This is a genomic window from Streptomyces sp. NRRL F-5650 (assembly GCF_000721365.1).
Lineage (GTDB): Bacteria > Actinomycetota > Actinomycetes > Streptomycetales > Streptomycetaceae > Streptomyces > Streptomyces ardesiacus.
On record NZ_JOGV01000068.1, the window covers coordinates 1 to 21,032 of the forward strand.

Here is a 21,032-nt window from a genome sequence, read left to right on the forward strand (position 1 = left end):
GGTTGGAGGGGGGTGGGCCCCGGGGGGCGGCCGCAGGGTGGTGGCCGCCCCCGAGGGATCGTACGCGTTTACTTCTTCAGGTAGATCTTGCAGAGCGCGACGCAGGTGTTGCCGTTGTCGTAGATCACGTTGCCGACCTTGGACCCGTACATCCAGTTGCGGATGGAGTGGTAGTCGGGCACGACGGCGGCCAGCTCCATGATCTGGCGGTCGACGGCGCCCCAGGCCTTGTTGGCCTCCTCCGGGTCGGAGATCTTGGACGCGGCGTTGATCGCCTTGTTCACGCCCGCGTCGTTCAGCTGGGCGTAGTTGCTGCGGCCGTTGCCGATGTTCTCGCCGCTCCAGCAGGGGTAGAACACGGAGTAACCGTTCGGCCAGTCCGGGCTCCAGCCGGCGGCGAACAGGTCGTAGCCGTTGTCGATCTTGCCGATCTGGGTGTAGAAGGTCGACTTGTCGACCTGCTTGTTGACGACCTGGAAGCCGGCCGCCTCCAGGGCGTTCTTGATCGCGACGGCGGACTTCACCGAGTTGTCCGACTGCTGGTAGGCGATGACCAGCTTCTGGCCGACCTTGCCGGCCTCCTTCAGCAGGGCCTTGGCCTTCTCCGGGTCGCCACCGGGCTTCTTGTCGACGCCGTACAGGTCGAACTTGTTGTAACCGGGGGTCACCGGGCTGAGGATCGTGGTGGCGAGCTCGCTGGTGGAGGCGCCGCCGCGGATCGTCTGGAGCTGCTGGTGCGGCCACGCCCAGTTGATGGCCTGGCGGACCTTGACGTCCTTGATGCGGGTGGTGTTGATCGGCCAGTAGTAGGTGACCGTGTCGACCGCGGTGAGGACGCGCTTCTTCAGTTCGGCGTTGGTGAGCACCTGGGCGATGCGCTGCGGGGCGACCTCGTTGAAGATCGACATCGCGTACTGGTCGTTGCCCTTGTCCGCGAGGTAGCGGTCGGTGGACGCCAGCAGCTCGTAGCCGAACTGGAAGTGGAACTTGTCCGGGTACGCGTTGCGGATCGCGTCCGTCTTCGGGTCCCAGTGCTCGTTGCGCACGTAGGTCATCGACTTGCCGACGCTGCGGCTCTCGATCTTGTAGGGGCCGCAGGAGAACGGGCGCTTGTCGTACTTCTCCTTGGAGTCGTGCTTCTGCGGCACCAGGGAGTAACCACGCATCGCGAGCGTGAAGTTGAAGTCGGCGCGGGCCTCGTTGAGGCGGAAGGTGATGGTCCGGCCGTCGATCTCGATGGAGTCGAGGTGCTTGCCCTCGTACGGGCCCTTGTACTTGTCGCCGCCCGCGAGGAACTGCTGGACGTAACGGGGACCCTCGGTGATGAACTCGGCGAAGGTGCGCTCGAAGGTGTGGCGGACGTCCTCGAGGGTGACCTCGGAGCCGTCCTCCCACTTGACGCCCTCCTTGATGGTGAAGGACCAGGTCTTGCCGCCGTCCTTCATCGTGCCGGCGTCCGTCGCGACGTCGCCGACCAGGGTGCAGCCGCCCTTGCCGTCCAGCTTGTAGCCGGTCAGCCCGCGCATGATCGGTACGGTGATGGCGCCCTCGGTGGACACGTAGATCTGTGCCGGGTCCATGTGGTCCATGTCGAACTGGTCCAGCGAGTAGACCGTGCCGCCCTTGGTGGCGCCCTCGACCTCGGGGGCCGGACCGGTCGAGTCGGCCTTGGTGCCGACCAGGATCTCCGTGGTCTTGCTGCCGCTGACCTTGGGACCGTCGTTCTTGGCGGACCCGCCCTTGTCGCTGCCGCCGCAGGCGGTCAGGACCGAGGTGGAGGCCGCGACGACACCGGTCGCGATGAGGAAGTTTCTACGGGAGAAGGACATGGTGAACCTACCAAAGGTGGGCAGACGGGACGGAGGTGGCCGGCCGGACTCCTGTGTACGGACCGGAGTGCGAAGCGGTCAGCGCTTGGACTTCGGGTCGAGGGCGTCGCGCACCGAGTCGCCGAGCAGGTTGAAGGCGAGGACGAAGATCACCATCGAGATGCCCGGGAAGAGCATGAAGGTGATGTCCTCGGTGTAGAACTGGGCGCCTCGCTGGATCATGACTCCCCAGTCCGGGGTGGGGTCGATGATGCCGACGCCGAGGAAGGCCAGACCGGCTTCCGCGGTCACGAAAGCGGGGAGCATCAGCGTGGACTGGATCAGGATCGGCGTCCACAGGTTGGGCAGCAGCTCCTTGAAGACGATGCGCCAGGGGGACGCGCCCGTGACCTTGGCGGCCTCCACGAACTCGCGCTCACGCAGACCGAGCACCTGGCCGCGCAGCAGGCGGGCGAGCGAGGCCCAGCCGAAGACGGCCAGCACGAGGATGAGGGAGACGGCGCGCAGCGAGGTCGGGATGTTCTCGTCGGCCGCGACGAAGAGGCCGTAGACGACCGGCATGAAGGCGATGAAGAACAGCGTGGACGGGAAGGACAGCAGGATGTCGATGACCCGGCCGACGAAGTAGTCCGTCTTGCCGCCGAGGTAGCCCGCGGTGATACCGATGACGACACCGACGACGGTGGTGAGCAGGGTGGCGGCGAGGGCGATGCCCAGCGACGTCCGGATGCCGTACAGCAGGAACGTGAACACGTCGCGTCCGAGCTGCGGCTCGATGCCGAACCAGAACTCCGAGCTCATGCCGCCGTTGGGGCCGGCCGGGTACGCGAACGGGTCGAGCAGCTCGGGCCGCTCACTCGCGTACGTGGTGTAGGGGTTCTTGCCGTACAGCTTGGCTATGAGGGGCGCGGCGAGCGCGATCACGAAGAAGAAGATCACGATGCACGCCGATATGACGCCCGTACGGTCGCGCTTGAAGCGCTTCCAGGCCAGGCGGCCCGGCGAACGGCTTTCGCTGCCCTTGGGGGTGGCGGGCGTGGGTGACTTGTCGACAGTCTCGTCGGTCACCTCGAGCGGGGCGGCCGCTGATGGAGTTGGGGGGGTCATGGTGCTCCTGGCCCAAGGGAGGGTCTGATGACTCCGCAGGGCGTCCCCCTACGGGCTACGCCGGACTTTTTCAACGCAATTCGTTCAAGGTCAATAAAATCTGACTCGACTTGACCTTCTCTTTACTTTATTTACCTGTACTTGACCAATCCGTAGCTACGCGTGTAGCGCCTCGTGATCGATCTGTGCCTTACATCGGGCCAACTGGACGAATCAGTCAAGGTGTTCGTTATGTGGACGCCGAGTCGTCGGAATGCGTACACCCGGGGGTCGCGAAGTAACGGATCCGCATCGCTTTTCGGTGATCCATTGCGTGGTCGGCCGACGGGATTCCGTCCTCGGTGCACACACTCCGTGCATGGTTCATGCAGAACCCGAATGTCCGGGGTCCACCCCCGGATGGCGGGACTGCATGTGCGAAGGGTCAACTATCAACCGATATTGACTGGAATGGGGCATCAGGAGAACCAGGGCACGAGGAGGCACTCCATGCGCGGAGTCACGCACGCCAGATGGGCCGCTTGCGCGGCGGCGGTAGTCCTCGCGGCGACGGGCTGTGGCGGCGGAGGCGGGGACGGGGGCAGCGGCGGGAGCGGTGGCGTGCTCAGCTCCTCCTGGGGCGACCCGCAGAACCCGCTGGAGCCGGCCAACACCAACGAGGTGCAGGGCGGCAAGGTCCTCGACATGATCTTCCGGGGGCTGAAGAAGTACGACCCGGAGACCGGCGAGGCCAAGAACATGCTCGCCGAGAAGATCGACACCTCCGACTCGCAGACCTTCACCGTCACCGTCAAGGACGGCTGGACCTTCAGCAACGGCGAGAAGGTCACCGCCCAGTCCTTCGTGGACGCCTGGAACTACGGCGCCAGTCTCAAGAACAACCAGCGCAACGCCTACTTCTTCGCGTACATCGACGGCTACGACAAGGTGCACCCCGAGAGCGGCTCACAGAGCGCCGACACGCTCTCGGGGCTGAAGGTGACCGGCCCGCGCACCTTCACGGTCAAGCTCAACCAGAAGTTCTCCAGCTTCCCCGACACCCTCGGTTACAACGCGTTCGCGCCGCTGCCCAAGGCGTTCTTCGACGACCACGCCGGCTGGCTGAAGAAGCCGGTCGGCAACGGCCCGTACGAGGTCGACAACTACACCCGCGGCTCGCAGATGTCCCTGCGCAAGTGGGACGGCTACCCCGGACCGGACAAGGCGCAGAACGGCGGCGTGGACCTCAAGGTCTACACGGACAACAACACCGCCTACACCGACCTGATCGCGGGCAACCTCGACCTCGTCGACGACGTCCCCGCCTCCCAGCTCAAGAACGTCAAGAAGGACCTCGGCGACCGGTACATCAACACCCCCGCCGGCATCATCCAGACCCTGGCCTTCCCGTTCTACGACAACAACTGGAACAAGCCCGGCTCCGAGAAGGTCCGCAAGGGCCTGTCCATGGCCATCGACCGCAAGCAGATCACCGACACGATCTTCCAGCAGACCCGCACCCCGGCCACCGACTGGACCTCGCCCGTCCTCGGCAAGGACGGCGGCTACAAGCCGGGCCTGTGCGGCGACGCCTGCGACTACAACCCCGACCAGGCCAAGAAGCTGGTCAAGGAGGGCGGCGGGCTGCCGGGCGGCCAGGTCAAGATCACCTACAACGCCGACACCGGCTCCCACAAGCAGTGGGTCGACGCGGTCTGCAACTCCATCAACAACGCCCTGGGCAACGACCGCGCCTGCGCCGGCAACCCCGTCGGCACCTTCGCCGACTTCCGCAACCAGATCACCGGCAAGAAGATGAGCGGCCCCTTCCGCGCCGGCTGGCAGATGGACTACCCCCTCATCCAGAACTTCCTCCAGCCGCTCTACTACACCAACGCCTCCTCCAACGACGGCAAGTGGTCCAACAAGCAGTTCGACGGGCTCGTCGACAAGGCCAACGGACAGACCGACACCGCCCAGGCCGTCAAGACCTTCCAGCAGGCCGAGGAGGTCGTCCGCGACAACATGGCCGCCATCCCGCTCTGGTACCAGAACGGCAGCGCCGGCTACTCGGACCGGCTCTCCAACGTGAAGCTCAACCCGTTCAGCGTCCCGGTCTACAACGAGATCAAGGTCGGCTGAGGGGGCGGGCTCCATGGGACGCTACGTCGTCCGGCGGCTGCTCCAGATGATCCCGGTCTTCATCGGGGCCACGCTGCTGATCTTCCTGATGGTCAACGTGATGGGCGACCCCATCGCGGGACTGTGCGGCGACCGCGAGTGCGACCCCGCGACGGCGGCGCAGCTCCGGCACGAGTTCGGCCTCGACCAGCCCGTGTGGCGGCAGTACGCCACCTACATGGGCAACGTCTTCACCGGCGACTTCGGCACCGCCTTCAACGGCCAGCCGGTCACCGAACTGATGGGCACGGCGTTCCCGGTCACCATCCGGCTGACCATCGTGGCGATCATCTTCGAGATCGTGGTGGGAATCCTCCTCGGCGTCGTCACCGGGCTCCGCCGCGGCCGTCCCGTCGACACCGGGGTGCTGCTCCTGACCCTCGTCGTCATCTCCGTCCCCACCTTCGTCACCGGCCTGCTGCTGCAACTGCTGCTCGGCGTCAAGTGGGGCTGGATCGACCCCGCCGTCTCCTCCGAGGCACGGTTCGACGAGCTGATCGTCCCCGGGCTGGTGCTCGCCTCGGTGTCACTGGCGTACGTCACCCGGCTGACCCGCACCTCCATCGCGGAGAACCGGCGTTCCGACTACGTCCGTACCGCCATCGCCAAGGGCCTGCCCCGGCACCGGGTCATCACGCGGCACCTGCTGCGCAACTCCCTCATCCCCGTCGTCACCTTCATCGGCACCGACATCGGCGCCCTGATGGGCGGCGCCATCGTCACCGAGCGGATCTTCAACATCCACGGCGTCGGCTACCAGCTCTACCAGGGCATCCTGCGCCAGAACACCCAGACCGTCGTCGGCTTCGTCACCATCCTGGTCCTCGTCTTCCTCCTCGCCAACCTCGTCGTCGACCTCCTGTACGCCGTACTCGACCCGAGGATCCGCTATGCCTGAACAGGAGCCCTACGAACCCGAACGCGCCATCGCCGGCACCGGCATGGGCGGCACGATGGACCTCGGCACCAGCGAGGCGGCCACGCTGGAGCAGCCGCCCGGACCGGACGGGGCGGACCCGCGCGAGAAGCCGCGCAGCCTGTGGTCCGACGCCTGGCACGACCTGCGCCGCAACCCCGTCTTCATCATCTCGGCCCTGGTGATCCTCTTCCTGGTCGTGATCTCCATCTGGCCGTCGCTGATCGCCTCCGGCAGCCCCCTCAAGTGCGACCTGGCCAAGGCCCAGGAGGGCTCCCAGCCGGGCCATCCCTTCGGCTTCAACGGCCAGGGCTGCGACGTCTACACCCGTACCGTCTACGGCGCCCGCACCTCGGTGGCGGTCGGCATCCTCGCCACCCTCGGCGTAGCCGTCCTCGGCAGCGTCCTCGGCGGCCTCGCCGGGTTCTTCGGCGGCGCGGGGGACGCGGTGCTCTCGCGCATCACCGACATCTTCTTCGCGATCCCGGTGGTGCTGGGCGGCCTCGTCCTGCTCTCCGTCATCACCAGCAACACCGTCTGGCCGGTCATCGGCTTCATCGTGCTGCTCGGCTGGCCGCAGATCTCCCGCATCGCCCGCGGCTCCGTCATCACCGCCAAGCAGAACGACTACGTCCAGGCGGCGCGGGCGCTGGGCGCCTCCAACTCCCGCCTGCTGCTGCGGCACATCGCGCCCAACGCCGTCGCCCCCGTCATCGTCGTGGCGACCATCGCGCTCGGCACCTACATCTCCCTGGAGGCGACCCTGTCCTTCCTCGGCGTCGGCCTCAAGCCGCCCAGCGTCTCCTGGGGCATCGACATCTCCGCCGCCGCCCCCTACGTCCGCAACGCCCCGCACGCCCTGCTCTGGCCCTCGGGCGCGCTGGCCATCACCGTCCTCGCGTTCATCATGCTCGGCGACGCGGTGCGCGACGCCCTCGACCCGAAGCTGAGGTGAGCGACCGCATGCTGCTCGAAGTGCGCGACCTGCACGTGGAGTTCCACACCCGGGACGGTGTCGCCAAGGCCGTCAACGGCGTCAGCTACGGCGTGGACGCGGGCGAGACCCTCGCGGTGCTCGGCGAGTCCGGCTCCGGCAAGTCCGTCACCGCCCAGACGGTGATGGGCATCCTCGACGTCCCGCCGGGCCGGATCACCGCGGGGGAGATCCTCTTCGAGGGCCGGGACCTGCTGAGGCTGAAGGAGGAGGAACGGCGGAAGATCCGCGGCGCCGAGATGGCCATGATCTTCCAGGACGCGCTGTCGTCGCTCAACCCCGTCCTGACCGTCGGCGCCCAGCTCGCCGAGATGTTCACCGTGCACCGCGGCATGTCCCGCAAGGACGCCCACGCCAAGGCCGTCGAGCTGATGGACCGGGTGCGCATCCCGGCCGCCGCGGAGCGGGTGAAGCAGTACCCGCACCAGTTCTCCGGCGGCATGCGCCAGCGGATCATGATCGCGATGGCGATGGCCCTGGAACCCAAGCTGATCATCGCCGACGAACCGACCACCGCCCTCGACGTCACCGTCCAGGCCCAGGTCATGGACCTGCTCGCGGAACTCCAGCGCGAGCTGCACATGGGCCTGATCCTCATCACCCACGACCTCGGCGTGGTCGCCGACGTCGCCGACAAGATCGCGGTGATGTACGCGGGCCGGATCGTCGAGACCGCTCCCGTCCACGACATCTACAAGGCGCCGGCCCACCCCTACACCCGCGGCCTGCTGGAATCCATCCCGCGCCTGGACCAGAAGGGCCAGGAGCTCTACGCCATCAAGGGCCTGCCGCCCAACCTCACCCGCATCCCGCCCGGTTGCGCCTTCCACCCCCGCTGCCCGATGGCCCAGGACGTCTGCCGCACCGACGTGCCGCCGCTGTACGAGGTCACGGAGTCCGACGCCGAGCGGGGCAGCGCCTGCCACTTCTGGAGGGAGTGCCTGCATGGCTGAGCCGATCCTGGAGGTGCGGGGGCTGGTCAAGCACTACCCGCTGACCTCCGGCATCCTCTTCAAGAAGCAGGTCGGCGCGGTCAAGGCCGTCGACGGCGTGGACTTCGACCTGGCCCGCGGCGAAACCCTCGGCATCGTCGGCGAGTCCGGCTGCGGCAAGTCCACGGTCGCCAAGATGCTGGTCAACCTGGAACGGCCGACGGCCGGCGAGATCCGCTACAAGGGCGTGGACATCACCCGCCTGTCGGGCCGCGCGCTGAAGACCGTACGGCGGAACATCCAGATGGTCTTCCAGGACCCGTACACCTCCCTCAACCCCCGCATGACGGTGGGCGACATCATCGGGGAGGCGTACGACATCCACCCCGAGGCGGCCCCGAAGGGCGACCGGCGGGGGCGGGTGCGGGACCTGCTGGACGTGGTCGGCCTGAACCCGGAGTACATCAACCGCTACCCGCACCAGTTCTCCGGCGGCCAGCGCCAGCGCATCGGCATCGCGCGGGGGCTGGCGCTGCGCCCGGAGATCATCGTCGCCGACGAGCCGGTCTCGGCCCTCGACGTGTCCGTGCAGGCCCAGGTGATCAACCTGATGGGCCGTCTCCAGGACGAGTTCGACCTCTCCTACATCTTCATCGCCCACGACCTGTCGATCGTCCGGCACATCTCCGACCGGGTCGGCGTGATGTACCTGGGCCGCATCGTGGAGACCGGCCGGGACGCGGAGATCTACGACCACCCCACGCACCCCTACACCCAGGCGCTGCTGTCCGCCGTTCCGGTGCCCGACCCGGAGGCCAGGGAGCACCGCGAGCGGATCATCCTGGCCGGTGACGTGCCGTCCCCGACCAACATCCCGTCCGGCTGCCGCTTCCGCACCCGTTGCTGGAAGGCGCGGGAGCGGTGCGCGCTGGAGGTGCCGGCGCTCGCGGTGCCCGCGGAGTTCCGGGGCGTGCGGGGACCCGCGGCGCACGACTCGGCGTGCCACTTCGCGGAGGAGAAGCGGGTGGTTCCGCCGGAGGAACCCGCGCCGCCGCCGGAGGAACCCGCGCCGCCCGCACCGCCCGGTTCACGCGGCTCGCCCGGTCCGAACGGCCCGGGGAGTGCGCCGGGTTCCCACGGTTCGGGGAGTGCGCCGGGTCCGCACGGCGCGCACCGGGAGGACAGCGAGGGCGCGTGACGCGGCGGGGCGGGCGGGGCGGGCGGAGGTGGGTGCCCGCTACGCCGGTGCGGGCAACGACCGCTTGAGGAAGTCCACCTGGAGCCGCAGCAGGTTCTCGGCGACGGACTCCTGCGGGGTCATGTGCGTGACGCCGGACAGCGGCAGGACCTCGTGCGGGCGGCCGGCCGCCAGCAGGGCCGAGGACAGGCGCAGCGAGTGGGCGACCACCACGTTGTCGTCCGCCAGACCGTGGATGACCATCATGGGCCGGTGCGGCTCGGCGGCGTCGACCAGTCCGGCGTCGTCGATCAGCGAGTTGCGGCGGTAGACGTCCGGCTGCTCGCCGGGGTCGCCGAGGTAGCGCTCCTGGTAGTGGGTGTCGTAGAGCCGCAGGTCGGTGACGGGGGCGCCGACCACGGCGGCGTGGAAGACGTCCGGCCGGCGCAGCGCCGCGAGGGCGGCCAGGTAGCCGCCGAAGCTCCACCCCCGCACGGCGACCCGGTTCAGGTCCAGCGGGAAGTCGGCCGCCAGGGCCTGGAGGGCGTCCACCTGGTCCTGGAGCACGACGGCGGCGATGTCGTCCTTGACGGCCTTCTCCCAGGCGGGGGAGCGCCCGGGAGTGCCCCGACCGTCGGCGACCACGACCGCGAATCCCTGGTCGGCGAACCACTGGGAGGTGAGGTGGGCGTTGTGCGCGGCCACGACGCGCTGGCCGTGCGGGCCACCGTAGGGGTCGAGGAGGACGGGGAGGAGGGTGTCACCGTGGTAGTCCGTTGGCATAAGCACGGCGCACGGGACACGTCGTGCGCCCCCCTGGGTGAGCGTCACGCGCGGGGACAAACCGGGGTCTTCCGCATACGAGGCGACGGTCGCCGCCGTCTTCCCGTCCCGCAGCACGCGGACCCGGGCCCCCGGCCGGTCGAGGGTGGCGGAGACGAGCACGGTCACGCCCCCGGCGCGCACCGCCGAGTGCACGCCGGGCTCCTGCGACAGGCGCTCGACGCCGAGTTCGTTCACCCGGTACACGTGCACCTCGCCGATCTCCGCCCCGGCCGCCTCCTCGCCCGCCGAGGCGGAGACCAGCACGTCGTCGGCGCCGACGTCCAGCACCGCCCGCACGTGCAACTGGGCTCCGGTGAGCGGTCGTTCGCCGACCGCGAGGACGCGCGCTCCGCCCTCGTCGGCGATCCGCACGAGCTGTCCCGAGGGGCTCCAGCAGGGCACACCGGGGAAGAGTTCAAGCCAAGTTGGATCTTCGTCGGCGTGGACCATGCGGGTCGTCCCGGACTCGGTGTCCACCGCCAGGTAGAGCTGGCTGCGCTGGTCGCGCGCCTGGACGAGGAGCAGCGGTGCACCCGCCGCTGACCAGTGCACTCGCGCCAGATACGGGTACCGCGCCCGGTCCCAGAGGACCTCCGTGCGCTCCCCGTCGAGGCCGACCACGAACAGCCGTACGTCCGCGTTCGGGGTGCCCGCCGCCGGATACGGGACGTGTTGTGGATCACGCCCGGGCTGGGCCGGGTCGGAGATCCACCAGCGCTGCACCGGCGTGTCGTCCACGCGTGCCACCAGCAGCCGGTCCGACTCCGGGCTCCACCAGAAACCGCGGCTGCGGGACATCTCCTCGGCCGCGACGAACTCGGCGAGCCCGTACGTGACGCCCTCGCCGTCCGCCTCGGCCAGCGCCCGGTCGCCGTCCCCCTCGGCGCCCACGACGCGCAGGGCGCCCCGGGCGACGTAGGCGATGTGCCGGCCGTCGGGGGAGGGGCGGGGGTCGATCACCGGCCCGGCGGCGGGCAGTTCGCGTGCGGTGCCGGCGCGCAGCTCGGCCGCGAATAGCCGCCCCGACAACGCGAAGGAGGCCAGCTCGACCGCCGCGTCGGTGGCGTAGCCGACGATCCCGGCGCCGCCCTCGCGGCTGCGCTCACGCCGTGCCCGTTCCTCGGGCGACAGGTGCTCCCGGGCGCCGCCCAGGAGGGCGCGGGGGTCGGCGGCCAGGCGCTCCCCGCCGGTCCCGACGTCGAGGATCCACAGCGAGTTGGCCCGGTCGGTGCCCGTGCCGGAGCGCAGGAAGGCGACCCGTGAACCGTCGGGTGCCACGGTGAACGAGCGCGGCGCGCCGAGCGTGAACCGCTGGGTGCGGGCGTGCCGTTTGGGGAAGGAGTCGGACTCGGTCGTCATGCCTTGACCATATTGGCCATGCGCCCCCTTGTGCGGCTGTGCGCCGAGAGATGCGCGCGCACGGATAGTTATGATCACTGGCGCACAGTGGGTATCAACCAGGTGCCCGCTGCGTGGATTTGCCTGCCCCGAGCTTTGACTGCGACCGACCCCCATGTCCCTGGGCCTATTGGAGGTGAGCCGCCGTGGCACTCTCGATCTCGGCGGTTGTGCTGCTGGCGATCATCGTCTTCCTGCTGGTCAGGAAGTCAGGCCTGAAAGCCGGGCATGCGGTGGTCTGCATGCTCCTCGGCTTCTACTTGGCCTCGTCGACGATCGCCCCCACGATCAGCGAGCTGACGAACAATATCGCGGGGGTGATCGGGAACATCAAGTTCTGACGTCGGCGCCCGGCTCTCGGGATCAGCCCTCGACCGCGCCCGGTGTTCCCGAGGGCGCCCCGCTCGGGGGCGGGCCGCTCGGGGCTCCGCCGGGCACGGGACCGCCGGACGGGGCTCCGCCGGGCGGGGCGCCCTCCGGGCCGCCACCGCCGCCGGGAGCGTTGCCCCCGGTGGGCTCCGTGCGGGTGTCGATGGGGACGGTCAGCTTCGCCGTGTAGCCGGCCTTCACCGATCCGGCCACGGTGGCGAGTTGGTGGACGCCGCCGTCGTCGCCGAAGACGTTGTCGGTCTTGAGCGTCAGCTCGGCGAGGTTGCCGACGGAGGACTCGTATCCCTCGGTCGCGAAGACCGTGTCGCAGACGTCCTTCGGCAACGCGAGCTGGGACGTCGAGAGGCGCTTGTCGTAGTCGGTGAGGGAATCGAGGCCGGGGTGGACCTCGAAGTGGATGTGGGGCCAGCGTCCCGAGTAGCACGCGGGGAAGATGCTGACGAACCTGACCAGCCCGTCGTCGTCGGCGACCTGCACGCCGCGCAGGTAGTTCTCGTCCTCGATGCCGCTGGAGTACAGGGAGTAGTTGCCGCTCCGGTCGCAGTGCCACGCGTAGACGGCCGCACCGGCGAGCGGCCGGCCGCCGTCGGCGATGTCCAGCAGGGTGAACTCGAAGGTCAGGGGGATGCCCGGCGCGGTCGTCGTCGAGTCGCCGAAGCTGGAGCGGATGTCCTGCCGGACGATCCCGTCCTGGTCCAGGACCTGGACCCCGTTGGTGCCGTCGGCCGGGTAGGGGCCGTTGGTCTCGTCGGGGATCTCGGTCAGACCGGCGGAGGACGCGGACGAGGACGCGGACGAGGACGCGGCGGCCGTGGCTTTGCCCGAGGTGCCGCTGCCGGAGCCCGAGCCGCACGCGGCGAGCGCCGTCATACCGCCGACCCCGCCGAGCAGGGACAGGGCCCGCCGGCGGGAGAAGAGGGTGCCGAGGTCGAACCTCAGTCCCTGGTCGACGACCTCCTCGTCGGGGTGGGGGAGCAGCCGCCCCTGGTAGGCGGGACCGTCGGGGGTCTGGTGGGCTTTCGGCTCGCGCATCGAGCGCCTTCCGTCCGGAGGTGACAGGTCCGTGGGGCCGTACCGGGCGCCGGTGCCGACCCGCCGCCCAGCCTGACAACGCCGCCCATGAGCCCGCTCGGCACAGCTTGTGCACCGACTGTGAACGCCCGCCGCCGGGGGGCGGGGGCCCGGGGGCCCACCTCCGGCCCGGCCCTGGCCCCGTCCCGGCTCAGCCCTGTTTCCGGCCGGGCTCTGGCTTTGCGTCCGTCCCGGCTCAGCCCTGCGTCCGGCCCGGCTCCGCCCTGTTTCCGGCCCGGCTCAGGGGCTCTGGCTTTGCCCCCGGCCCGGCTCCCCCCCCAGCCCCGCCCCCGGCCGGGCTCTGGGCTCGCGCCCGGCCCGGCTCCAGCCCCGGCACCGGGCCACCCGGGCTCGCGCCCGGCCCAGCTCGCCCCGGCTTCCGCGCCCCCCGGCCCCGCACCCGGCCCAGCTCGGGCCCGCGCCCCCCGGCCCAGCTCCGGACGGGCTACGGGCCCGCGTTGGGTCCGGGCCCTGCGCCCGGCTCCAGCCCCGGGCCGGCCCCCCGGGGCAGTCCCGGGCCCGTCCCCGCCCTGCCGGTGCACGGACGGTCGCCCGTGTGACGTGACCGGCCCCGGGGCCTCATAGGGTGGAGCCCATGACGGAACTCCCCGGCCGGCGTCTGCTGCTGGTGCACGCGCACCCGGACGACGAGTCGATCAACAACGGCGTCACCATGGCCCGGTACGCGGCCGAGGGCGCGCACGTGACGCTGGTGACCTGCACCCTCGGCGAGCGGGGCGAGGTCATTCCGCCCGGGCTGGCCCACCTGTCCGGTGCCGCTCTGGGCGGGCACCGCAAGGGCGAGCTGGCGGAGGCGATGCGCGCGCTCGGCGTCGACGACTTCCGGCTGCTGGGCGGGCCGGGACGGTTCGCCGACTCCGGGATGACGGGGCTGCCCGACAACGACGACCCCGGCTGCCTGTGGCAGGCGGACGTCGACGCCGCCGCGGCCCTGCTCGTCGACGTCATCCGCGAGGTGCGCCCCCAGGTGCTCGTCACCTACGACCCCCACGGCGGCTACGGCCACCCCGACCACATCCAGGCCCACCGCATCGCCATGCGCGCGGTGGACTTGGCGGCTGACGCGGGGTGCCCCGTGGCCAAGGTCTACTGGAACCGCGTGCCACGCTCCCACGTGGAGGCCGCCTTCGCCCGGCTCCGGGACGACCTGCCCGGCCTGCCGTTCGAGAAGGCGGCCGACGTCGAGGACGTACCGGGCGTCGTCGACGACGAGCGGATCACCACCGAGATCCACGGCGAGGGCACCCCGTACGCCGCCGCCAAGGCCGCCGCGATGCGGGCGCACGCCACCCAGATCACGGTCGCCGAACCGTACTTCGTCCTCTCCAACGACCTCGCCCAGCCCCTCCTCACCACCGAGTACTACGAACTCGTGCGCGGCGAGCGCGGCGACGCCGGTGCGGACGGGCGCGAGAGCGACCTGTTCGCCGGGACCACCGCGACCGCCGGGAGCGGGGTGGCCCGGTGAGCAGCCGCAAGGAGCCCGCGGGCTCCGCACTCGCCCAGCCGCTGCGCCCGCCCTCGGCGGCACGGTTCCTCCTGTACGTGGGTCTCTTCCTGCTCGGTGCCGTGCTCGCGGTGGCGGGTGCGCTGGTGCAGCCGGCCTGGTTCCCGGGCGGGCTGCTGCTCGCCCTGGCCGCCGAGGCGGGGCTCTGTCTCGGCGCGGGCCGCGCCGCGGGACGCCGGGCAGGGGCCGCCGCGCCCGCCGTGGGCTGGGCGGTCGCCGCGGTGCTGCTGACGACCAGCCGTCCGGAGGGCGACTTCCTCTTCGCCGCCGGTATCGGCTCCTACCTCTTCCTGCTCGGCGGGATCGCCGTCGCTGTGATCTGTGCCACCCTCGCGCCGGTGCGGCAACCGGACGGCGGCCGAGTCCGACTTCGCAAGTGACGTACCTCTTCACCGTGCCGCAGGCGTGCGAGTCCCGTGGGGGTTTCCCCGGCGGTCACGGGATACGCGTGAGAAGTGGCCAGTATGGTGGTGCGCGCCGCCGAGCCGCCCGCTGAAGGCGTGACGGGCGGCGGAGCCAATCGGGAGAACCTGCCTTGAGTCGTGAAACTGACAGTTCGTCCTCCGGGCCCCACGGGCGCGGCGGAGCCGCCTATCCCTCGGGCACCCCGCCCTACGGGACACCCGCGGCTTCCGACGCCGGTGCGGACGCGGGCCGTTCGGCCACGCGACCGGAGGAGCGCAAGACCGAGACGACGCTGACGACCCGGATCCGGATCAACATCCCCGGGTCGCGGCCCATTCCGCCGGTCGTCGTGCGCAAGCCCGTCGCGGACGGGGAGGACGCCGCCGAGAGCGCGGAGGCGACGACGGGTGAGCGGCCCGCCCCGGCACCGAGCGCCCCCGCGCCGGCCGCCGCCCCCGAGACTCCCGCGGAGCCGGCTCAGCCCGCGCAGCCCGCCGGGGAGAAGCCGACCAGCGACTGGTTCGCGCCCCGCAAGTCGACTCAGGGCAAGGGCACTCAGGGCGGCGGCGCCGCCAACGGCGCCGGTCTGCCCGGCGGTTCGGCGGCGCCCGCGGCGGGTCAGGGCGCGCCCGGTGCGCCGGGCGGCCGCGGCGCGGGCCCCGCGGGCGCGGGCACTTCCGGCGCCGGTGCGCGACCGGGCGGCGGGAGTGGCCGTCCCGGTGGCGTGGTCGGCTCCATGAACGCACCCGGCGGCTCCCGGCCCGGGTCCGCGGGCGGCGCCGCCCGCTCCGGGGCGACCGGCGGGCCCGTGGCGCCCGGCCACGGGGGCGGCACCGGCTCCTTCGACGTGACCGAGGCCCTGGCGGCCGGCCCGCTGGGCAGCAACGGCAACGGCAACAGCAACGGCAACGGCACCCGGCCGGGCACCGGCACCGGCGGCGCACCGGGCCACGCCGACCAGCCGGGCTTCGACCAGCCGGACTTCACCGGCAAGGGCCGCACCGACCAGGGTCCCGGCGCCCCCGGCGGGCAGCACAACGGCCTGAACGGGCAGTCCCCGTACGGCGGCGGCCCCCAGGGTCCCGCGGGCCCGACCAGCGGCCCGGCCACCGGCGACAGCCGGCTGACGCCGCCCCCGGTCGGAGACCTCGGCGGCCTCGGCCTGTCCAGTGGGACCGGCGCGCCCGCCGGACAGCGCGCGTCCGCACCGAACGGCCTGCACGGCACGGGCGGCCCCGGCGGCCCCGGCAGGCCGGCGGGTGCCGGACCCGGCGCGGGCCCCGACGCGAGCCGTCCCGGCCCCGGCCCCGGCGGCGGCCTCAGCGACGACACCGCGATCCTCACCCCGCAGCGCCCGGCGCCCCCCGGCGCGGGCAACCCGGACAACGTCTCCGGCAACACCGTCACCAGCGGCATCCCCGTCGTACCGGGCGAGCGCACCGATCCGTTCCGGGCCGCGCCCGGCGACGGACCGCTGCCGCACACGCCGCCCAAGCTGCCCGAGCCGGTCTCCACGCCCCCGGCGAACTCCGCCGAGCCCGCCAGGAAGAAGGGGCGCAAGAAGCTCCCGCTGCTCGTCGGCGGCCTGGTCGTCGTCGCCGGTGTCACCTACGGCGCCGGTCTGCTCATGAACCGCTCCGACGTGCCCAAGGGCACCACCGTGCTCGGCGTCGACATCGGCGGCGGCACCCGCGACGACGCCGTCGAGAAGCTGGACAAGGCCCTCGGCGCCCGCGCGGCCAAGCCGCTCAAGCTCACTGTGGGCGGCGACACCGTCTCCCTCAAGCCCGACCAGGCGGGGCTCCAGCTCGACACGCAGGCCACGGCCAGCGAGGCGGCGACGAGCGACTACAACCCGATGTCCGTGATCGGCTCGCTCTTCGGGCAGAAGCGGGTCGTCGAACCGGTCATGCCCGTCGACGAGGAGAAGCTGCACGCCGCTCTGGAGGGCGCCGCGGGCGGGTCCGGATCGGTGACCGAGGGCACGATCAGGTTCGAGTCCGGCAAGGCCGTCCCCGTGTACGGCAAGGCAGGGCAGGGGATAGACGTCGCCAAGTCGACCGAGGCCGTGCGGAGCGCGTACCGCGCCCAGGTGCAGACCGGTACCGCCACCGCGGTGAGCGTGCCGACGACCAGCAAGCAGCCCACGGTCTCCAAGGCCGAGGTCGACCGGATGATGAAGGAGTTCGCCGAGCCGGCGATGTCGGCCCGCGTGACCGTGCAGACGGACGCGGCCCACTCCATCCCGCTGAGCCCCGAGAAGTCGCTGTGGAAGTTCCTCAGGGTCACGGCCGTCAACGGCAAACTGGTCGACAAGCCCGACCTGAACGCCCTCAAGGAGCTGTACGGCCAGACCTTCGACGGCGTGCTCATCACCCGCGCCAACGGTGACAAGACGCCCGTCACGCCCCAGGACGTCTACGGCGCCATGCGCCAGGCCCTGAAGAGCAAGACCGACCGGGTGGGGGTCATCGACACCGACCCGAGCTGACGTCACGTCGCACCCGGCAGGGGCGCCCGGCACTCGCCGGGCGCCCCTGCCGTCGTACGGCGGCACGTGCGGCGGCAACGACGGCACACGCCGAGGCCGTGCGGCGGCCCGCGCACGAGTGGCCCATGACATCTGTCATCCGGCATCCGGGACCGCCGGCACTGCCGCCCGCCCGTCCGCCGCGGCCACGATGAGGGCATGACGAGGACAACGGTGGTCGGGTTCGACCAGGTGACCAAGAGCTACGGCGACGTCCGGGCCGTGGACCGGATGACACTCGCCCTCTACCCCGGGCAGACCGTGGCCCTGCTGGGCCCGAACGGGGCGGGCAAGTCGACCACGCTCGACCTGCTGCTGGGCCTGCGGCGCCCCGACGACGGCACCGTCCGCGTCTTCGGCACCGAACCCCGCGAGGCCATCGTCGCCGGACGGGTGGGCGCCATGCTGCAGAGCGGCGGCCTGATGGACGAGGTCACGGTGGCCGAAATCGTCGGGCTCGCCTGCGCGCTGCACCCCAGGGCCCACACGGCCGCCGACGTGCTGGCCCGCGCCGGACTCACGAAGATCGCCGACCGCAGGGTCGACAAGCTCTCCGGCGGCCAGGCCCAGCGCGTGCGCTTCGCGCTCGCGACCGCCGGCGACAGCGACCTGATCGTCCTCGACGAGCCGACCACCGGCATGGACGTCACCGCCCGCCAGGCCTTCTGGGCCACCATGCGCGAGCAGGCCGACCAGGGCCGCACCGTGCTGTTCGCCACCCACTACCTGGAGGAGGCCGACGCCGTCGCCGACCGGGTGCTCGTCCTGCACCGGGGCAGGCTGCTGGCCGACGGAACCGCCGCCGAGATCAAGGCCGGGGCGGGCGCCCGCCGGATCTCCTTCGACCTGGACGGCGGTCCGGACGGCCGTCCGGACGAGCCGGTCGACGAGGCGACACTGCGCGCGCTGCCCCACCTGACCTCCCTCGACGTGTCCGGCCGGACCGTACGCCTCCAGTCCTCCGACGCCGACGCCACCGTGCACGCCGTGTACGGCCTCGGCCTCTACCCCCGCAACCTCGAAGTCGCCGGTCTCGGACTCGAGCAGGCCTTCGTCGCCCTCACCGCCGCCGAGGAGGCCAAGCAGTCGTGAACAGCCTGATCAGGCTCGAAATCACCCGGGCCCTGCGCAACCGCAAGTTCCTCTTCTTCTCGGTGGTCTACCCCTCGGCCCTGTTCCTGCTCATCGCGGGCAGCGCGGACGGCACGAGCGAGGTCGACGGCACCGGACTGACCCTGCCGACCTTCTTCATGGTCTCCATGGCCTCCTTCGGCGCCCTGACCGTCGTCCTGATGGGCAACAGCGAACGCATCGCCAGGGAGCGCGAGAACGGCTGGGTGCGGCAACTGCGCCTGACCACCCTCCCCGGACGCGGCTACGTCCTCGCCAAGACCGCGGGCGCCGCCGTCCTCAGCCTGCCCTCCGTCGTCGTCGTCTTCGCCGTCGCCGCGGCCGTGAAGGACGTACGCCTGGACGCCTGGCAGTGGCTCGCCCTCACCGGCGTGATCTGGGCGGGCAGCCTGGTCTTCGCCGCGCTCGGCGTCGCCATCGGGTACCTGGCGACCGGCGACGCGGTCCGGCCGATCACGATGATCGTGTACTTCGGCCTCTCCATGCTCGGCGGCCTGTGGATGCCCGCCACCACCTTCCCGCGGTGGCTGCAGGACATCGCCGAGTGGCTGCCCACCCACGCGTACGCTGCCCTCGGGCGGTCGATCGAACAGAGTCACGCCCCGCACGCACAGGACCTCGCCGTCCTCGCCGTCTCCTTCGTGCTCTTCGCGGGCGGCGCGGCCTGGCTGTACCGGAAGGACACGCTGAAGGCGTGAACGGCGTCGGCATCGGGCAACGCCCGGAGAACCGCAGGCAGAAGGCCGTCAAGGTCATGTGGACGGCCATCTGGCTGGCCTACCTGGGCGCCCCCGTCAACGACCTGCTGCACGGCGGTCACTCCGTTGGCGTCCAGGTCCTCGGCTGGCTCGGCCTGCTCGGCTTCGTGGTCTGGTACATGCTGCTGATCTTCCGCACCGGACGCGGCGACCGGACCCGCCCCGTCCTCGCCTCCCTCGCCGTCCTCGCGGCCGAGTCCACGGTCCTCGCCCTCGGGCTGGGCCGCGAGTGGCTGGTCCTGTTCGTGTACGTCGCGATCGCCTCCGGCGCCGCCCTGCCGCTGCGGCTGGCCCGCTGGACGATCCCGGGCGCCTCGGCGCTGCTCACGGCGCTGGCGCTGGTGGTGCCGGGCGGGACCTCCTTCATCGCCGCCCTGCTGCTCCCGGCGCTGCTGGGCGGCTTCGCGATGACCGGCGTGCGCGAACTGATCCGGACCACCATCGCGTTGCGCGAGGCCCGTGCCACCGTCGCCCAGCTCGCCGCCAACGAGGAACGGCTGCGCCTCGCCCGCGACCTGCACGACCTGCTCGGCCACTCGCTCTCCCTGATCACCCTGAAGAGCGAGCTGGCGGGCCGCATGCTCCCGGCCCACCCGGACAAGGCCGCCCAGCAGGTCGCCGACATCGAACAGGTCAGCCGGCAGGCCCTCGTCGACGTCCGCGAGGCCGTCACCGGCTACCGCCGCCCCCGCCTCGCCGCCGAACTCGCGGGCGCGAAGGTCGCGTTGACGGCGGCCGGGGTGGCGGCCGAACTCCCCGGCGAACCGGACCCCGCCGGCGTCCCCGAGGAGGCCGAGGCGGCCCTAGCCTGGGCCCTGCGCGAGGCGGTCACCAACGTCGTACGGCACAGCGGCGCCCGGCGCTGCGTGGTGGAGCTGCTGCGGCGCCAGACGCTGGACGGCGCGGTGCTGGAACTGTCGGTGGAGGACGACGGCTCCGGCGGCCCCGCCTCCGCCAACGCCCCCGGCAACGGCCTCACCGGGCTCGCCGAACGCCTGGAGAAGGTGGGCGGCGGGCTGGAGACGGACGGGTCCCGCCGGGGATTCCGGCTGGTCGCCCGCGTCCCCGCCGGCACGGCCACCGACGTAGGATCCGGGGCATGAGCCGCACGATCAAGGTCCTGCTGGCGGAGGACCAGGCGATGGTCCGCGAGGCACTGGCCGCCCTGCTCGGCCTGGAGGAGGACATCGAGGTCGTCGCCCAGGTGGCCCGCGGCGACGAGGTGCTGGACGCCGCCCGCACCCACGGCGTGGACGTGGCCCTGCTGGACATCGAGATGCCCGGCGCGACCGGCATCGAGGCGGCCGCGCTGCTCCACCGCGCACTCCCGTCCGTGAAGCTGGTCGTCCTCACCACCTTCGGCCGCCCCGGCTACCTGCGCAGCGCCATGGAGTCCGGCGCCGACGCCTTCCTGGTCAAGGACGCCCCGGCCGCCCAACTCGCCGAAGCGGTACGCAAGGTGCTGGCGGGGGAGCGCGTCATCGACCCGACCCTGGCGGCGGCGGCGCTGGCCGAGGGCGCCAACCCCCTCACGGACCGCGAACGCGAGATCCTGCGCGCCGCAGCCGACGGCTCCACCAACGCGGAACTCGCCACCACCCTCCACCTCTCCCAGGGCACGGTCCGCAACTACCTCTCCACGGCCATCCAGAAACTGGCGGTCAGGAACCGGACGGAGGCAGTACAAGTGGCCAGGAACAAGGGCTGGCTGTAACACCTCCCGCGCCTGCCGCCCGTGCTGCGGGCAGTCGTGCCGCCCGCGCCCCCACCCCCGGCACCCCGGCCCGCCCTCCCCGACCGCTCAGTTCAACATCGCCCGAGCCGCCCGGGCCTCCCCCCGCACCTCCTCCGCGACGGCCCCGTCCACGGCCCCCACCACCT

Annotated in this window: 17 protein-coding genes; 13 read left to right on the forward strand and 4 right to left on the reverse strand. The window is 71.5% G+C overall.

Going from position 1 to position 21,032, the window contains the following annotated elements; translation table 11 throughout:
- Positions 1-68 precede the first annotated feature (68 nt).
- Together IG88_RS0135790 and IG88_RS0135795 are read right to left on the reverse strand one after the other, a co-directional pair.
- A complete protein-coding gene (locus IG88_RS0135790) occupies positions 69-1,829 on the reverse strand; it encodes an ABC transporter substrate-binding protein (protein WP_031050451.1) in 1,761 nt (586 codons plus the stop codon).
- Between the two features lie 78 nt (positions 1,830-1,907).
- A complete protein-coding gene (locus tag IG88_RS0135795; protein ID WP_234332451.1) occupies positions 1,908-2,936 on the reverse strand; it encodes an ABC transporter permease in 1,029 nt (342 codons plus the stop codon).
- Between the two features lie 489 nt (positions 2,937-3,425).
- On the opposite strand from IG88_RS0135795, the gene IG88_RS0135800 reads away from it, so the two are divergent.
- Genes IG88_RS0135800 through IG88_RS0135820 form a run of 5 tightly spaced genes read left to right on the forward strand, consistent with a single transcriptional unit; the run spans position 3,426 to position 9,136 of the window.
- Positions 3,426-5,057: a peptide ABC transporter substrate-binding protein gene (locus IG88_RS0135800; RefSeq protein WP_031050455.1), complete on the forward strand. Its 1,632-nt coding sequence runs from the start codon at positions 3,426-3,428 to the stop codon at positions 5,055-5,057.
- A gap of 13 nt (positions 5,058-5,070) precedes the next feature.
- Positions 5,071-5,994: an ABC transporter permease gene (locus IG88_RS0135805; protein ID WP_031050456.1), complete on the forward strand. Its 924-nt coding sequence runs from the start codon at positions 5,071-5,073 to the stop codon at positions 5,992-5,994.
- Positions 5,987-6,967, forward strand: coding sequence for an ABC transporter permease (locus IG88_RS0135810; RefSeq protein ID WP_031050459.1), 981 nt, complete (start codon positions 5,987-5,989; stop codon positions 6,965-6,967). Before IG88_RS0135805 ends, IG88_RS0135810 begins: the two co-directional genes overlap by 8 nt.
- Positions 6,968-6,975: 8 nt before the next feature.
- Positions 6,976-7,959 (forward strand): ABC transporter ATP-binding protein, encoded by a 984-nt coding sequence (locus tag IG88_RS0135815; RefSeq protein WP_031050461.1) that lies wholly within the window; start codon positions 6,976-6,978, stop codon positions 7,957-7,959.
- Entirely contained in the window at positions 7,952-9,136 is a 1,185-nt protein-coding gene (locus IG88_RS0135820; protein ID WP_037837407.1) for an ABC transporter ATP-binding protein, read from the forward strand. Before IG88_RS0135815 ends, IG88_RS0135820 begins: the two co-directional genes overlap by 8 nt.
- Before the next feature lie 39 nt (positions 9,137-9,175).
- On the opposite strand, the gene IG88_RS0135825 is transcribed toward IG88_RS0135820, so the two are convergent.
- The gene (locus IG88_RS0135825) at positions 9,176-11,299 is read right to left on the reverse strand and encodes a S9 family peptidase (protein WP_031050465.1); all 2,124 of its coding nucleotides are present in this window, start codon (positions 11,297-11,299) and stop codon (positions 9,176-9,178) included.
- 185 nt (positions 11,300-11,484) lie between these two features.
- Between IG88_RS0135825 and IG88_RS0135830 the strand changes: the two genes are divergently transcribed.
- Complete coding sequence (locus IG88_RS0135830; RefSeq protein ID WP_031050469.1) at positions 11,485-11,679, forward strand: hypothetical protein; 195 nt, start codon at positions 11,485-11,487, stop codon at positions 11,677-11,679.
- Positions 11,680-11,701: 22 nt separating this feature from the next.
- Here the strand turns inward: IG88_RS0135830 and IG88_RS0135835 are convergent, their stop codons facing one another.
- Positions 11,702-12,760 (reverse strand): intradiol ring-cleavage dioxygenase, encoded by a 1,059-nt coding sequence (locus IG88_RS0135835; protein ID WP_031050471.1) that lies wholly within the window; start codon positions 12,758-12,760, stop codon positions 11,702-11,704.
- Positions 12,761-13,394: 634 nt separating this feature from the next.
- Between IG88_RS0135835 and mshB the strand changes: the two genes are divergently transcribed.
- From mshB to IG88_RS0135870, 7 genes are all read left to right on the forward strand, one after another.
- A complete protein-coding gene (mshB, locus tag IG88_RS0135840) occupies positions 13,395-14,288 on the forward strand; it encodes an N-acetyl-1-D-myo-inositol-2-amino-2-deoxy-alpha-D-glucopyranoside deacetylase (RefSeq protein WP_031050474.1) in 894 nt (297 codons plus the stop codon).
- Complete coding sequence (locus tag IG88_RS0135845) at positions 14,285-14,707, forward strand: DUF6113 family protein (RefSeq protein WP_031050477.1); 423 nt, start codon at positions 14,285-14,287, stop codon at positions 14,705-14,707. Before mshB ends, IG88_RS0135845 begins: the two co-directional genes overlap by 4 nt.
- A 155-nt stretch (positions 14,708-14,862) precedes the next feature.
- Positions 14,863-17,223, forward strand: a complete 2,361-nt coding sequence (locus IG88_RS0135850; RefSeq protein WP_031050480.1) for a hypothetical protein — start codon at positions 14,863-14,865, stop codon at positions 17,221-17,223.
- Positions 17,224-17,421: 198 nt separating this feature from the next.
- On the forward strand, positions 17,422-18,354 hold the full coding sequence (locus tag IG88_RS0135855) for an ABC transporter ATP-binding protein (RefSeq protein ID WP_031050482.1): 933 nt from the start codon (positions 17,422-17,424) through the stop codon (positions 18,352-18,354).
- The gene (locus IG88_RS0135860) at positions 18,351-19,091 is read left to right on the forward strand and encodes an ABC transporter permease (protein ID WP_031050484.1); all 741 of its coding nucleotides are present in this window, start codon (positions 18,351-18,353) and stop codon (positions 19,089-19,091) included. The genes IG88_RS0135855 and IG88_RS0135860 overlap by 4 nt, the downstream gene beginning before the upstream one ends.
- Positions 19,088-20,254 (forward strand): sensor histidine kinase, encoded by a 1,167-nt coding sequence (locus IG88_RS0135865; RefSeq protein ID WP_031050487.1) that lies wholly within the window; start codon positions 19,088-19,090, stop codon positions 20,252-20,254. The genes IG88_RS0135860 and IG88_RS0135865 overlap by 4 nt, the downstream gene beginning before the upstream one ends.
- Positions 20,251-20,865, forward strand: a complete 615-nt coding sequence (locus tag IG88_RS0135870; protein WP_031050489.1) for a response regulator transcription factor — start codon at positions 20,251-20,253, stop codon at positions 20,863-20,865. Before IG88_RS0135865 ends, IG88_RS0135870 begins: the two co-directional genes overlap by 4 nt.
- Positions 20,866-21,032 lie beyond the last annotated feature (167 nt).

What these genes read in the sequence shown, in the direction of transcription:
- IG88_RS0135790 (WP_031050451.1), bottom strand. Translation starts at nt 1,829, where the DNA reads ATGTCCTTCTCCCGTAGAAACTTCCTCATCGCGACCGGTGTCGTCGCG.
- IG88_RS0135795 (WP_234332451.1), bottom strand. Translation starts at nt 2,936, where the DNA reads ATGACCCCCCCAACTCCATCAGCGGCCGCCCCGCTCGAGGTGACCGAC.
- IG88_RS0135800 (WP_031050455.1), top strand. Translation starts at nt 3,426, where the DNA reads ATGCGCGGAGTCACGCACGCCAGATGGGCCGCTTGCGCGGCGGCGGTA.
- IG88_RS0135805 (WP_031050456.1), top strand. Translation starts at nt 5,071, where the DNA reads ATGGGACGCTACGTCGTCCGGCGGCTGCTCCAGATGATCCCGGTCTTC.
- IG88_RS0135810 (WP_031050459.1), top strand. Translation starts at nt 5,987, where the DNA reads ATGCCTGAACAGGAGCCCTACGAACCCGAACGCGCCATCGCCGGCACC.
- IG88_RS0135815 (WP_031050461.1), top strand. Translation starts at nt 6,976, where the DNA reads ATGCTGCTCGAAGTGCGCGACCTGCACGTGGAGTTCCACACCCGGGAC.
- IG88_RS0135820 (WP_037837407.1), top strand. Translation starts at nt 7,952, where the DNA reads ATGGCTGAGCCGATCCTGGAGGTGCGGGGGCTGGTCAAGCACTACCCG.
- IG88_RS0135825 (WP_031050465.1), bottom strand. Translation starts at nt 11,299, where the DNA reads ATGACGACCGAGTCCGACTCCTTCCCCAAACGGCACGCCCGCACCCAG.
- IG88_RS0135835 (WP_031050471.1), bottom strand. Translation starts at nt 12,760, where the DNA reads ATGCGCGAGCCGAAAGCCCACCAGACCCCCGACGGTCCCGCCTACCAG.
- mshB (WP_031050474.1), top strand. Translation starts at nt 13,395, where the DNA reads ATGACGGAACTCCCCGGCCGGCGTCTGCTGCTGGTGCACGCGCACCCG.
- IG88_RS0135855 (WP_031050482.1), top strand. Translation starts at nt 17,422, where the DNA reads ATGACGAGGACAACGGTGGTCGGGTTCGACCAGGTGACCAAGAGCTAC.
- IG88_RS0135870 (WP_031050489.1), top strand. Translation starts at nt 20,251, where the DNA reads ATGAGCCGCACGATCAAGGTCCTGCTGGCGGAGGACCAGGCGATGGTC.